This window comes from Vibrio sp. S9_S30, from assembly GCF_014694455.1.
Classification (GTDB): domain Bacteria; phylum Pseudomonadota; class Gammaproteobacteria; order Enterobacterales; family Vibrionaceae; genus Vibrio.
In genome coordinates, this window is sequence record NZ_JAAUWT010000004.1 from 267,061 (window position 1) to 279,325 (window position 12,265).

The window sequence follows — 12,265 nt, forward strand, 5'->3', positions numbered from 1 at the left end:
GGAACCGCGACGAGAAGACATTCATCAAAGAAGGAGTTTATGATGCAACTGACAGCGCACACGTGGATGAGACCCGAACCCATAAAGAGAAGCATAGAACGTATGGCACAGGTCGGTATACCTGCTATGGAACTGGCCGGGGAACCCGATTGGTATACCAGTACGGAAGTGGCTAGGCACATGAAAGCGAATGGTATCGGCTGTGCAGGCACCGTTACGCTGACATTGGGCGAGCGAAACCTTTGTGCAGGGGAAAGCGCACAACGAGAACAGACGGTAGAGTTTATGAAAAAAGTCGTCACGATGAGCAAGGAGCTAGGCGGAACGTTTACCACTGTGGTGCCCTGTACTGTCGGAAAAATCACGCCGGACAGCACCCCCGAAAAAGAATGGGCATGGTTGGTGGATGGGTTGAGAGAACTCTATTCACACGCGGAAAAAGAAGGCATTCGTTTGGGAATCGAGCCGTTAAATCGGTTTGAAGCTTACCTAATTAACCGCGCCGATCAAGCGTACGCGTTGGCGAAGGAAGTTGGGCCGAATTGCGGAGTGACTCTGGATGTCTTTCATATGCATATGGAAGAGGCGGACTTGTTCCGACCTTTCTTTCAGTGCAAAGACCGATTGGTCAACGTGCACATTGCAGAGAATAATCGCTTTGCACCGGGCATGGGGCAAATTAACTGGAGCAAGCTTTTAGAAACCCTTCACGCCATCAATTACGACGCGAACTTGGGGTTGGAGTTCATGCCAACCATTGATCGGTCATCTGTACAGCGTTATGGCGCTGATCAGGTAGAGCAAGATCCAAAAGATTGCCCACCGGAATTGTATCAATTCATTGTTGATCACGGATCCAACTTACTATCGGACAGTTTCTACACGTCCATGTTTACCACATCAATAAGAACTTTGAATCCTCTGCTGTAGCAGAGCGATAGGAAGGGATGCAAAAAAGGTAAAGGGAGGCAAACATGCTATTAGGTTCACTATTTCATGTTGCGATACGCACACAGCATTTGGATAAGACGGTCCGATTTTATACAGACGTAATGAAAATGACATTGGCAGACCGACCACCATTTGATTTTCCAGGAGCGTGGATCAAATCACCCTTGGTGGACGCCGCACCCGCCATTCATGTTTATGCGGGCGAGGCGGCCTTGGAAGAAAATGGTGAATATCTGTCTGGAACGGGATTGGTGGACCACATTTCCTTTGTTTCTTATGGGTACAGTGAGTTCTTGAATCGATTTCAAACGTTAAATTTGCCTTGGCGTGAAAATCGAGTCGTGAATACACATCTCGCTCAAATCTTTGTATACGATCCCAATGGGGTGCTTATTGAGTTGCTGTTCGACATGGATTCTGAACCATGCGCTTTGCCAGACGTACGAGCGGGGCATCAATATCAACCTAAGGAAAGATGGTTTGAATTCGCTCGTTATCAATTCCTAGACCAGGAGGGAGGAGAATGAAAATCGCGAATATTGAATCATTCAACTTGTGCGTGCCCATTGCTCCTTCAAAACAGCACACCAGTGATTTTGGGCTAGCGGACAGATTTGAAACGGCGCTCGTTAAGATTACGCTGGAAAACGGTTTGGTTGGCTGGGGGGAGGGAAGAGTATCGGCGGGCAGCATGGGTGACCACAGTGTACTTTGCCGATTTATTGATCAAGTGGCTAAAGACCTCATCGGGCAAGATGCCCGAGCGATCACTAAAATATGGGACAGCTTGTATAATGGCTCCAGAATGGGCCATGCCCTCAATCGCGGTCACGTTTTTCCAATAATGGCACGTCGTGGCATCTCAATTTCAGCGATATCAGCTATCGATATTGCTTTATGGGATTTGGCGGGGAAAGCCTTGGATGCGCCAATTCACCAATTGCTTGGTGGTAAGAGAAAAAGCGAAATGCCCACCTATGGGTCGGGTGGATGGGCGGATGTCGATCACATCGGTGAGCAAATGACAGCGTTTGTCACCAAGGGAAATTTTAAGACATTAAAAATGCGCGTTGGTATTCAAGATGGCGATCCAAAAACGTCTGCTCGGCGAGTCAAAGCAGCAAGGGACGCTTTGGGGCCGGATATAGAAATCTGTTGCGACGCGCATGGAACGTTTACGGTAAATGAGGCCAAAGAGTTTTGTTATTTGGTACGCGACTTAGGTGTGAGCTGGTTTGAAGAGCCAGTAACGGCGGATGACGTAAAAGGCATGGCTGAAGTGCGATCTGGCACGCACATTGCGATTGCAGCGGGAGAGAGTGCGAGTACGCGTTTTGAGTTTCGAGATTTGATTGACTCGCGTGCGGTTGATATTGTTCAACCGGATCTCGCGATTTGCGGAGGGATCACCGAAGCAAAAAAAATCGCGGCATTGTGTGAAACCGCCAACTTAAGATTAGCACCTCACCTGTGGACTGGAGCCCCCGCTTTTACCGCAGGGCTTCACTTAATTGCTTCCAGCTCCGCAGGCTTCATTGTTGAGTATGCATTAGGTGATAACCCACTTATTCATGACTTGGTTGAAGAGTCATTTGAGATTAAAAACGGTCATATTCGGATCCCTGATGCGCCAGGTCTTGGCATTACCATCCGAGAGTCATTCGTACATCAATATAATGTTAAGGAAAAAGTGGCATAGTTATGTCTGAAGATTTATCTCCCCTCTACAAACTGCTTCATTTAATTGAAAATGAAGGCTATAGCCCTGGAGACAAGCTGCCAACCGAAAGAGAGTTAGCAGCCATGTTTGGCTCCAGCCGCGTGTCAGTGCGAGCTGCGCTCAACCGGCTTGATGCACTGCAGATGATAGAGCTCAAAGCCCGCTCAGGTATTTACATCCATTCCGATCCGATGCAATGCAGCCTCGATGTCCTAGCCCTGATGGAAGAAGCCGATCTACCATTAAACAAAAAGCGGATTGAACATGCGGTAGAGCTAAGGAAAATGTTAGAGATACAGGCGGTGAGGTTAGCGTGTCAACGCCGGACAGCGAAAGATCTCGCGCGTATTCATGCGGAGTTAAGTGAAGGGCAAAAAGCGCTCATTGAGGGCAGAAACCTTGCCAGTCATGATCCTCGATTTCATTTGGCACTGATAGCGGCGGCGCATAACCCACTTCTGACGCATCTTGCTGCGTCATTTTATCGTATGTCTCAGCGGCGTCGGGAAGTCTTTTTTTCAGATAAGGAGACCAACATAAAATCGCATCGACAGCACTCCCGTTTGTATGAAGCGATAGAAGACCAAAACGAAGAAATGGCGGTTGAACTGCTAGAAGAACACCTAGCCGACGTAGGGCTCTATTTTGATGCATGGCATGCATCCCAAGGAGAGGATTGAGTATATGAAGCCGACAGTTGTGACCACTCAGCCCATGTTAGACGACGTGCAAGATGAATTGCGGCAATGGGCAAATATCGTTGTACCTGACGATGAGTCAAGTAAAGAGCTAACGCTCGCGGTAAGGAATGCCGATGCCGTAATTGTGCGCAGCCAGCTACCAACGACGATTTTTTCAGAAGCGCCGCGCTTGGTCATTGCTGCCCGGCATGGTGTCGGGCTCGATATGATCCCTGTTGACGAGGCGACAAATGCGGGTGTACTGGTTACCAATGTTCCCGGTGCCAATGCCAATGCAGTGGCTGAATACGTGGTATCTATGTTGATAAGGGCGTTTCGAAACCACCATCGAGTAGAACGCCACCTTTCACCTTATTCTACGGATCGCTGGTTTACTGCGCGGGAGCATACTTATTCCGGTAAAGAGCTGTCCTCCTCAGTGGTTGGCGTGGTGGGGTTAGGTGCCGTTGGTCGGCGGTTACATGCGCTGCTCTCTGCTTTTGGAACTCGGGTGCTGGTGCACACCCGAAGCCAAACAATGGAAGGTATCGAGTATCTGCCTTTACACGAAATGGCAGCCCGTTGCGATGCATTGATACTCACCTGCCCCCTAAACTCTGAAACCCGCCACATGATAGATGAGAAAATTTTGTCAGCTATGCCACCTCACGCCATTTTAATCAATGTTGCGAGAGGGGGAGTCGTCGATACGCCAGCTTTACTCAACGCGCTTAGGGAGAAAAGCATTGGCACAGCGGTTCTGGATGTTTTTGATGTTCACCCTCTTGAAGAAAACAATGCACTACTGGATTCAGGTGTGCTGTTCACGCCTCACCTAGCTGGGATAAGCATGGACAGTATGCTAAGCATGGGGCGTCAATGCACTTACAGCGTGATGCAAGCCTTAAAAGGCGAGACACCTAACCACCTTGTAAATCCGAAAGCCATTCCAAAACGGAAAACTCGTAACTTGGCTCACTTTTCACTCCCCTAAATTGCTTCAATGGATATCCACTGACTCGGGTTGATTAGGGTAGGGCGCGTTAATCTTTGCCATCGGGAGGCGTTAGGTGCGTTTCACGGCAGCGACGGAGTACGTATGCCAATGTTTAAGGATTCCGATTGTGGTTTTGGCGGTTTCATCGCGTTCAGCAAATCTTACTATCTCAAAGTTAACGAACAACGCCTTTATTTGCTTCTCACTTAATGGAGTCGTGGGTTGGCGAAAATGTGAAGCCCAGCTGTCTTTTACACCCATAAAGTCCCCTGCAAACACGCCTCCGATTTCTATCGACTTTTCGATTTTTTCCCAAGTCCTATCGAATTGAGTCGGGTCGGCAAAGAACAGGCTCGAATGGGCAATCACAACGCCAGCGCGAGGGTAGTCATACAACTCAAACGAGGATTCGGTGATGTCCACCAGTGGTTTCACTTTGAATCTATCGCGACAAATATCGACCGAATCTGGATTCACATCAAAGCCATGAACTTGATACCCTTGCTGCTCAAGATATTCAACGTCGCTACCCGTGCCACAACCGCAATCGACGGCAACGTTAACCCCAGATTGATTCAGCGCTATCGCCAATTCAGTCCATTTAGAGTGAGGGCGAGACAACGCTTTTTCGTAGAACTTTCGCCAGTTTTGTGTGTTTTCATCCAAAATATGACACCTTGCGATCTTATTTGTCTATTGACTTATCACCTAGGGTTGAACTTTTCTACAGCGCCCTAACCACAACGACTATCCTCTTGGAAGATTCCTCAAATGGTGACGGTTCCCAATCCGAGTATTGTCTTTAATAACAGGCAACCATAAAGTGCAATTGAATTCATAATGATTTGAAATATTTTTTGTGCGACTCATCTCACCTTGATTAAAAAGGCTGCCAATGTCACTTGGCAGCCTTTTTAAACGAGTGAGGGTAAATCAGTTAGTACTGGATATCCATGCCTTTGGCTTTGTTACTTTCAAAGCAAGCTTCAACAACCGCCATGGTTTGGAAGGCGTCTGCAACAGCTGTGTGAAGGGTGTCATCTTCACCGGTGGCAAAGCGTTGAATGTTACTCATGGTGCCGATAAACGCGTCGGGGAACCACCCGCCTTCTAGTGGAACGGATTGCCATTCTTTACCGCGTTCACAAAACAAAAATTCATCAGGCTCACCGTTGGGGTAATCCAGCAGTACGCCCATTTTTATCATCACGCAGCCTTCGGTGCCTTCGAAGCGGAAACTCGCGTCTTGCGCCTTGCGACCGTAATCGTGATTGTGGTTAATCGACATTAGACAGCGCAAGGGATAGTCGTAATCCAAGATGGCGCTGGTGCGGGTTTGTTTGAAGTCTTGCGAACGAGGATCTGCCATGCTCCGGCAATAAACCGATTTGGGGTTACCCGCGATTGAGCGAATAAGGTCGATGTAGTGGATAGAGTGAACCAACAATTCGATTCGCTCCATTTTGAGCAAAAACGGAAACATCTCCCATGGGGTGTGGATGTTTAAGTGCACTTCAATATCCGTTAGCTCCCCCAGTTTGCCGCTTTGAACGACGTCTCGGAGCGCCAGCATCATGGCAGAAAAACGCAGTTGAAAGTTCACGGCGGCAATGAGATTTTTGCGTACGCAAATGTCGCGAATCACTTTTGCTTGTTCAAGGTCTAACCCCAGAGGCTTTTGAATCAAAACGGGTACGCCATCGGGTAGCATTTCGAGTACTTGGGGAGCAGCAGCAGGAGGAAGAGGAAGGTCGTACACTACATCGGTAAATTGGGTTGCGTCTTCTAAGCTTTGGTAAACGGTTTCGATTCCCCAGTCGCTGGCGATTTTTTCTGCTTTAGAGGCATCTATGTCAAAAATCCCCTGAACATGAAACCCTGCTTTTTTATAGGCGGGTAGGTGTGCATCATGCACGATTCCGCCAGCACCAATAATTACGATCGGTTTGGGGTTGCTGGGTTGTGGCCAAGTTTGCTGCAATTCCATTGTCATTATTCACTCCTTGAATTCAAATTTAGTGCCTTGTTACGGGTTTGTGTCAACAGTGTTGTGGTTAAAGATCATTGCCTAGTAAAGATCATTGTGCAGCAAAGAGAGCCGCGTGAAAAAGTTCAGCGTTTATTTCTTCTTCTCTACCAACAAAATATGCTCGCAATACAGCACCGTTTTTCCGTCCTGGTTCAAGACCTCGACCGTTTCGGTAATTTGTCCAAACCCTTCACGTTTAGGGTCGTCCATTTTTTTGCTGATGGTGATACGGCTTTTAATGGTATCGCCAATATAAACCGGATTGGGGAAGCGCAGCCTTTCGTAACCATAAGTAAATGCCAGCGGGTTAATCTCTGTGGCGGTTAAGCCAATGCCAATGGCGAACGTCATGGTGCCATGTGCGATTCTTTTTCCCCAAGGTTGCTGTTTGCAAAATTCTTCATCCATATGGTGCGGGAAAAAATCCCCTGTGTGACCCGCGTGTACCACAAAGTCCGTTTCTGTGATGGTACGCCCTAGAGTAAGGCGCATTTCTTCCATTTCGTAGTCTTCAAAATACCGTGCTTTTTCCATAATTATTACCTATGTTGTTCTCTTGTCGAATTTCATATTCACAATATACATTTATATTTAAAATTTATTGTTGATCATTTTTCGAACAAGTGCTAGTGTTGATTTCGAAATTAGATTTCGAATATGAAATTAACGTTGAGGTTATCATGGAAAGAAAACCGACAGTGGGCGTTTCCTCACGTCCGGTAAAAGGCATGCCCAATGACCATGCCGATATTCCGGTTTGGAATGCAGAAGATTGGTATTACGAGGATTTCGAAGTTGGTCATACCATTCGGTCTTTAAGGCGCACCATTTCTGAAGGTGAAGCCATGCTTTTTAATAGCTTGGTCATGGATCTCCATCCTTATGTCGCTGACGACACGTTTGCCAAGGAAGAAGGGCATTTCGGCAAGCGATTGGTCGCTGGCGCGCAAGTTTTTTCCTACGGTTTGGGGTTGGTCGCAACGAACTGTCTCAATTCATTTTCCTACGGTTACGACAAACTTCGCTTTATCAAACCCACGTTTATTGGCGACACCATATACACGGTGCGCAAAAATCTATCGAAAGAACCTAAATACGATGAGATGGGTTTGGTTCGTGTGAGCTACAGCGTATATAAGGGCGAAGGCGAGCTTGTGCTTTATTGCGAGCATTTACTAACGGTTCTTTATAAAGACAAAAACCAAGACAAAGATAGCAAGAAGGAGTCGGCGGGTGAGTAAAGTAACACTACATGGTATGACATGGGATCATTCCCGCGGGTACGACCCAATGGTCGCGACAGCGAACAAGTTTGCCGAGTTTCATCCAGAAGTGGAGATCATTTGGCACAAACGTTCGTTGCAGGCATTTGCCGATCGCCCTCTTGAAGAAATGACTTCTGAGTTCGATCTCATGGTGATCGATCACCCACATGCAGGTGTAGCAGCGGAAACCGGATTGTTGCTTCCTCTTGATGGAAACGGGTTCGACGACCAACTTAACATACTCGCTGAACAATCAGTGGGGCAGTCGCACTCATCCTATTTTCATGAGCACCAATGGGCACTTGCCATTGATGCTGCGGCACCCGTGGCCGCTTATCGACCAGATCTATTAGACCGAATCCCACAGGAATGGGAAGAAGTGGTGGCATTGGCAGAAGACGGCAAAGTCATCTGGCCGTTAAAGCCGATTGATGCATTAATGTCGTTTTACAACGTGCTCGCTAATCAAGGTGTCCCTTTTGGCACAGATGTAAATGGCGTTGCGACGGAACAGGGTATTGCCGCACTCAACCAACTATTACGCGTGAGTCAGCATTTGGATGAACGATGTTTCTCTATGAACCCCATTGGTGCTTATGAATGGCTCGCTAGCCGAGACGATGCCGCGTACGTCCCTTATTTGTATGGCTACAGCAACTATGGCCGCGAAGGGTTTCGACAACATGTTGTGCGATCTTGCGACGCACCAGTATTTGGTGATAACGCCGTGGGTGGTACAACACTAGGCGGAACGGGTATCGCTATTTCCGCGTCGACTCAGCACAAAGAGATCGCATTGAAATACGCGTTTTGGATTGCCTCTGCGGAAGTGCAAAAAGATCTGTTCTTTAATTCCGGTGGTCAGCCGGGGAATGTGGTGACCTGGAAAGATGATCACTGTAATCAACAATCCAATCACTTTTTTAAAGACACATTAGCGACGCTAGAAAACGCCTATTTGCGCCCTAGACACAACGGATACATGCCATTTCAGGATGTCGCGGGCGATTGGGTGAGCGCGTGTTTGCAAGGGCTGCTTTCTCCGGAAAAAACGGTCGAGAAGATCCAGCAAGAATACGCAAGGAGTAAAAGATGACATTGCCGCTAGAAGGGAAGTTGGTGGTTGATTTTAGCCAGTTTCTTGCTGGTCCTTTGGCAGGGTTAAAGCTTGCTGACCTAGGGGCTCGCGTAATCAAGATTGAACGTCCGGGCACAGGGGATTTATGCCGACACCTGTATTTAACCGACACCGACGTGGGTGGAGTAAATTCGCTTTTTCAGGCCATTAACCGAAACAAAGAAAGCTTTTGTGCCGATTTGAAAAAGCCCGAAGACGTTGCCATTGTAAAGAGCCTTTTAAAGAAAGCCGACATTGTTTTGCAGAACTTTCGACCAGGGGTCATTGAAAGGTTAGGGTTGGATTATGAAACAATTCGCCAATTTAATCCTACAGTTATTTATGGGTCTGTTTCTGGTTATGGCACAGCGGGTCCGTGGGTGAATCGCCCAGGTCAGGACTTGTTGGCGCAGTCGTTATCGGGTTTGACATGGCTAACTGGAAACAACGATATGCCACCAACACCCATGGGGTTAGCCGTTGCGGATATGTTGGCGGGTAATGCACTGGTTCAAGGTGTTCTGGCCGCGTTGGTAAGAAGTCATTCCACGGGGGAAGGAGGCAAGGTAGAAACCAGCCTAATGGAAGTGTTGATTGACTTTCAATTCGAGGTGCTCACCACGTATCTGAATAATGGTAAGAGAAAGCAAGAACGTAGCCAAATGAACAATGCTCATGCGTACTTGTCAGCACCTTATGGCATTTACAAAACCAAAGATAACTACATTGCGATTGCAATGGGACCCGTAGACCAGCTTGGGAAACTCATGGGCGACAAAAACATCGCTCAGCACACCGATAGCAAAACTTGGTTTAGCCGCCGAGACGAAATCAAAGGGCAAATACAAGCCAAGTTATTGGAAGAAAGCACAGAGCATTGGATGTCGATTTTCTCGCAACACGATGTCTGGGCTTCAGAAGTACTGAACTGGGACGAATTGATTGAAACGGAAGCTTTTCAACACCTTAATCTGCTTCAGAAATTGGAACACGAAGAGGTAGAAGAGTTACTGACAACCCGACTTCCCATAAGGTTTGACGGGAACGTTTTGAACAGCAAGGTAGCTGCACCTGCACTCGGTCAGCATACCACATCGATCATTAAGGAGTTTTTACTTAAGTAACCTACGTAAGTTTAATCTTTACGACTAATCTATAGCCGGATCTCAATTCAGGGAACGGCGTCATGGAGGACATGATGAAGCGTTTATTAGGATCGAACACACTCACTAAAGCAATTAGTTTTGCTTGTTTAGCCGCCGCAGCTTCGACTGCGAATGCTGAAAGCGACAAAGTACTTCGCGTTAAACTTATTGGTGGCGCGCAGTATGAACCTCTCTACACTTTGATTCCAAAGTGGGAAAAGAAAACAGGAATGAAGGTGGATGTGCTTTCGCGGAAAAATCATTTTGAGTTAGACCGTGAAATCAAGCAAGACATCGCCGCCAACAATATAAATTATTGTGTTGCCTCTAACCATACCAGTTTTGCTCCTCAATACGGTTCTATCTATACCGATCTCCGTAAGCTGATCAGTCAGGATATACTCGATGAGTTTGTGCCGTTGTCACTAGAGCAGGGAACCATTAGTGGTCGCTTAGTGCAATTGCCAAGGCACAGTGATATCTCAAACCTGTATTACAAAAAATCTCTGTTTGAAGATGAAGGCAATAAGACTAAGTTCAAAGCCAAATATGGTTACGACTTAGCGCCACCCGAAACATGGAGCCAGGTGAAAGATCAGGCGATTTTCTTTGCTGATCCACCTAACTTCTATGGCACCCAATATGTCGGTAAGGATGAGGCAATAACAGGGCGTTTCTATGAAATGCTCGTCGCAGAAGGCGGCGCGTTGTTTGATAAGGATTGGAACCCAACCTTTAACTCCGAAGCTGGGCAGAGAGCGTTGCAATGGTTTGTGGATTTGTATGAAGCCAAAGCCGTTCCAGCGGGTGTACCCAACTACCTATGGGATGACACGGGTCTTGGATTTGCGTCTGGCACGGTGGCCTTAAATTTGGATTGGGCTGGTTGGGCCGCGTTTTTTAACGACCCGAAAAACTCTAAAGTGGCAGGCGACATTGGTTTGGTTAAAGCCCCTAAAGGTTCGGGTGGTAAACGTACTGGCTGGGCGGGTTCTCATACTTTCTCCATTACGGAGGCTTGTGAGGACAAACAGGCAGCGGCATCGTTCATTACCTTCTTAACGAGCTACGAAGGCCAGATCTTGGAAGCTCGCCGTGGTTTGCTTCCCACTCGTGAACGTGTATGGGAAGACATCATAGAAGCGAATCGTGCGATGAATAATGACTTTATGGTTAAGGTGTTTGAAACCTACCGAGAGTCTATGGCTGAAGATGCCTTCACGCCACCGCTGATCCCAGAATGGATCGAAGTGTCTAACCTAATTTGGCCAGAGCTTCAGGCGGCAATCGTTGGCGATAAAACCGTGAAGCAAGCATTGGATGATGCTGCCAAAAAAGGGCGTGAAGTGTTGGAAGACGCGGGTTATCTATAACGTTATTTATATATGAGGGTGGGGAAACCCACCCAGCTTGAATGGTTTCAACCAATACAAGGATAGGTATGTTTCGAGCAATTCGGCGTTTTGTCCACCGAGAAGAGTCGGTTCCCTATTTGCTACTGTTACCAGCAATAGTCACCATACTCATTGTGGTTTTGTTACCACTGCTATTCTCGCTGTATACAAGTTTTACGCCATACAAAATCATTCGCCCGGAAACACTTTGGAAGTTTATCGGGTTGAGAAATTACGGCCGAATATTTTCCGATGTGGAGTTTTGGTGGGTATTCGCGAGAACGGTGTTTTTCTTGACCATCGTACTTAATGTGGAACTGATACTTGGGCTGGTCATCGCTCTGTTGGTGAATCAAATCACTACAGGGAAGCGATTATTACGCACCATAATGATGTTTCCAATGATGTTTTCCCCAATATTAGTGGGCTTTCAGTTCAAATATGTTTTTAACGACAACATAGGCATTTTAAACAATTTACTCCAAACGTTAGGTTGGACTGATCAAGCGATCCCATGGTTGGTTGATGGCACCTTGGCCATGATGTCCATCATGATTGCGGAAATCTGGATGAGTACCAGTGTCTTTGCCATCTTGTTGCTGGCGGGTCTATATGCCATGCCTCAAGATCCCATTGAGGCGGCGAAAGTCGATGGATGCTCACCCATCCAGGTGTTTAGACACATAACGTTGCCCTTTTTAATGCCCTTCATCTTCATTGCGATGACGATTCGCTCACTGGATGTGGCAAGAGCGTTTGATATTGTCGACGTGATGACGGGAGGCGGTCCCGCAGGGCGAACCGAACTGTTGTGGACGTTGATCGCACGAGTCGGCTACGACAACACCAAAATGGGACAAGCCAATGCGATGGCGTATGTATCGATTCTGCTTTCTATCGCCTTTACCTTCTACTTTTTTCGTAAATTAATGGCGGCTCGTCGCTTCATGGGAGGTGCGCAATGATC

The 12,265-nt window shown here is 47.3% G+C and carries 13 protein-coding genes; 10 read left to right on the forward strand and 3 right to left on the reverse strand.

Translation table 11 applies throughout. The features are described from left to right. Positions 1-39 precede the first annotated feature (39 nt). Genes HC752_RS06780 through HC752_RS06800 form a run of 5 tightly spaced genes read left to right on the forward strand, consistent with a single transcriptional unit; the run spans position 40 to position 4,345 of the window. Positions 40-930, forward strand: coding sequence for a sugar phosphate isomerase/epimerase family protein (locus HC752_RS06780; protein WP_190334375.1), 891 nt, complete (start codon positions 40-42; stop codon positions 928-930). Positions 931-974: 44 nt separating this feature from the next. Next, positions 975-1,478, forward strand: coding sequence for a VOC family protein (locus HC752_RS06785; protein WP_190334376.1), 504 nt, complete (start codon positions 975-977; stop codon positions 1,476-1,478). Beyond that, positions 1,475-2,650 carry a mandelate racemase/muconate lactonizing enzyme family protein gene (locus tag HC752_RS06790; RefSeq protein ID WP_190334377.1) on the forward strand — a complete coding sequence of 392 codons (1,176 nt, stop codon included), beginning with the start codon at positions 1,475-1,477 and terminating at the stop codon, positions 2,648-2,650. Before HC752_RS06785 ends, HC752_RS06790 begins: the two co-directional genes overlap by 4 nt. 2 nt (positions 2,651-2,652) lie before the next feature. Further along, a complete protein-coding gene (locus HC752_RS06795) occupies positions 2,653-3,351 on the forward strand; it encodes a FadR/GntR family transcriptional regulator (protein ID WP_190334378.1) in 699 nt (232 codons plus the stop codon). Between the two features lie 4 nt (positions 3,352-3,355). After that, positions 3,356-4,345, forward strand: a complete 990-nt coding sequence (locus HC752_RS06800) for an NAD(P)-dependent oxidoreductase (RefSeq protein WP_190334379.1) — start codon at positions 3,356-3,358, stop codon at positions 4,343-4,345. Positions 4,346-4,417: 72 nt separating this feature from the next. Here the strand turns inward: HC752_RS06800 and HC752_RS06805 are convergent, their stop codons facing one another. The 3 genes from HC752_RS06805 to HC752_RS06815 form a co-directional block, all read right to left on the reverse strand. Continuing rightward, positions 4,418-5,014 (reverse strand): class I SAM-dependent methyltransferase, encoded by a 597-nt coding sequence (locus tag HC752_RS06805; RefSeq protein WP_190334380.1) that lies wholly within the window; start codon positions 5,012-5,014, stop codon positions 4,418-4,420. 271 nt (positions 5,015-5,285) lie between these two features. Further along, positions 5,286-6,341, reverse strand: coding sequence for a Gfo/Idh/MocA family protein (locus tag HC752_RS06810; RefSeq protein WP_238930436.1), 1,056 nt, complete (start codon positions 6,339-6,341; stop codon positions 5,286-5,288). Positions 6,342-6,467: 126 nt separating this feature from the next. After that, the gene (locus tag HC752_RS06815) at positions 6,468-6,911 is read right to left on the reverse strand and encodes a MaoC/PaaZ C-terminal domain-containing protein (RefSeq protein ID WP_190334381.1); all 444 of its coding nucleotides are present in this window, start codon (positions 6,909-6,911) and stop codon (positions 6,468-6,470) included. Between the two features lie 146 nt (positions 6,912-7,057). Here HC752_RS06815 and HC752_RS06820 point away from each other — a divergent pair, with 146 nt between their 5' ends. From HC752_RS06820 to HC752_RS06840, 5 genes are all read left to right on the forward strand, one after another. Continuing rightward, complete coding sequence (locus tag HC752_RS06820; RefSeq protein ID WP_194717303.1) at positions 7,058-7,618, forward strand: MaoC family dehydratase; 561 nt, start codon at positions 7,058-7,060, stop codon at positions 7,616-7,618. Beyond that, positions 7,611-8,738: an extracellular solute-binding protein gene (locus HC752_RS06825; RefSeq protein WP_190334382.1), complete on the forward strand. Its 1,128-nt coding sequence runs from the start codon at positions 7,611-7,613 to the stop codon at positions 8,736-8,738. The genes HC752_RS06820 and HC752_RS06825 overlap by 8 nt, the downstream gene beginning before the upstream one ends. After that, positions 8,735-9,883 carry a CaiB/BaiF CoA transferase family protein gene (locus tag HC752_RS06830; RefSeq protein WP_190334383.1) on the forward strand — a complete coding sequence of 383 codons (1,149 nt, stop codon included), beginning with the start codon at positions 8,735-8,737 and terminating at the stop codon, positions 9,881-9,883. The genes HC752_RS06825 and HC752_RS06830 overlap by 4 nt, the downstream gene beginning before the upstream one ends. Before the next feature lie 71 nt (positions 9,884-9,954). Beyond that, positions 9,955-11,277 (forward strand): ABC transporter substrate-binding protein, encoded by a 1,323-nt coding sequence (locus HC752_RS06835; RefSeq protein ID WP_190334384.1) that lies wholly within the window; start codon positions 9,955-9,957, stop codon positions 11,275-11,277. A gap of 68 nt (positions 11,278-11,345) precedes the next feature. Next, positions 11,346-12,263, forward strand: coding sequence for a carbohydrate ABC transporter permease (locus tag HC752_RS06840; RefSeq protein WP_190334385.1), 918 nt, complete (start codon positions 11,346-11,348; stop codon positions 12,261-12,263). The last annotated feature ends 2 nt before the right edge of the window (positions 12,264-12,265 follow it).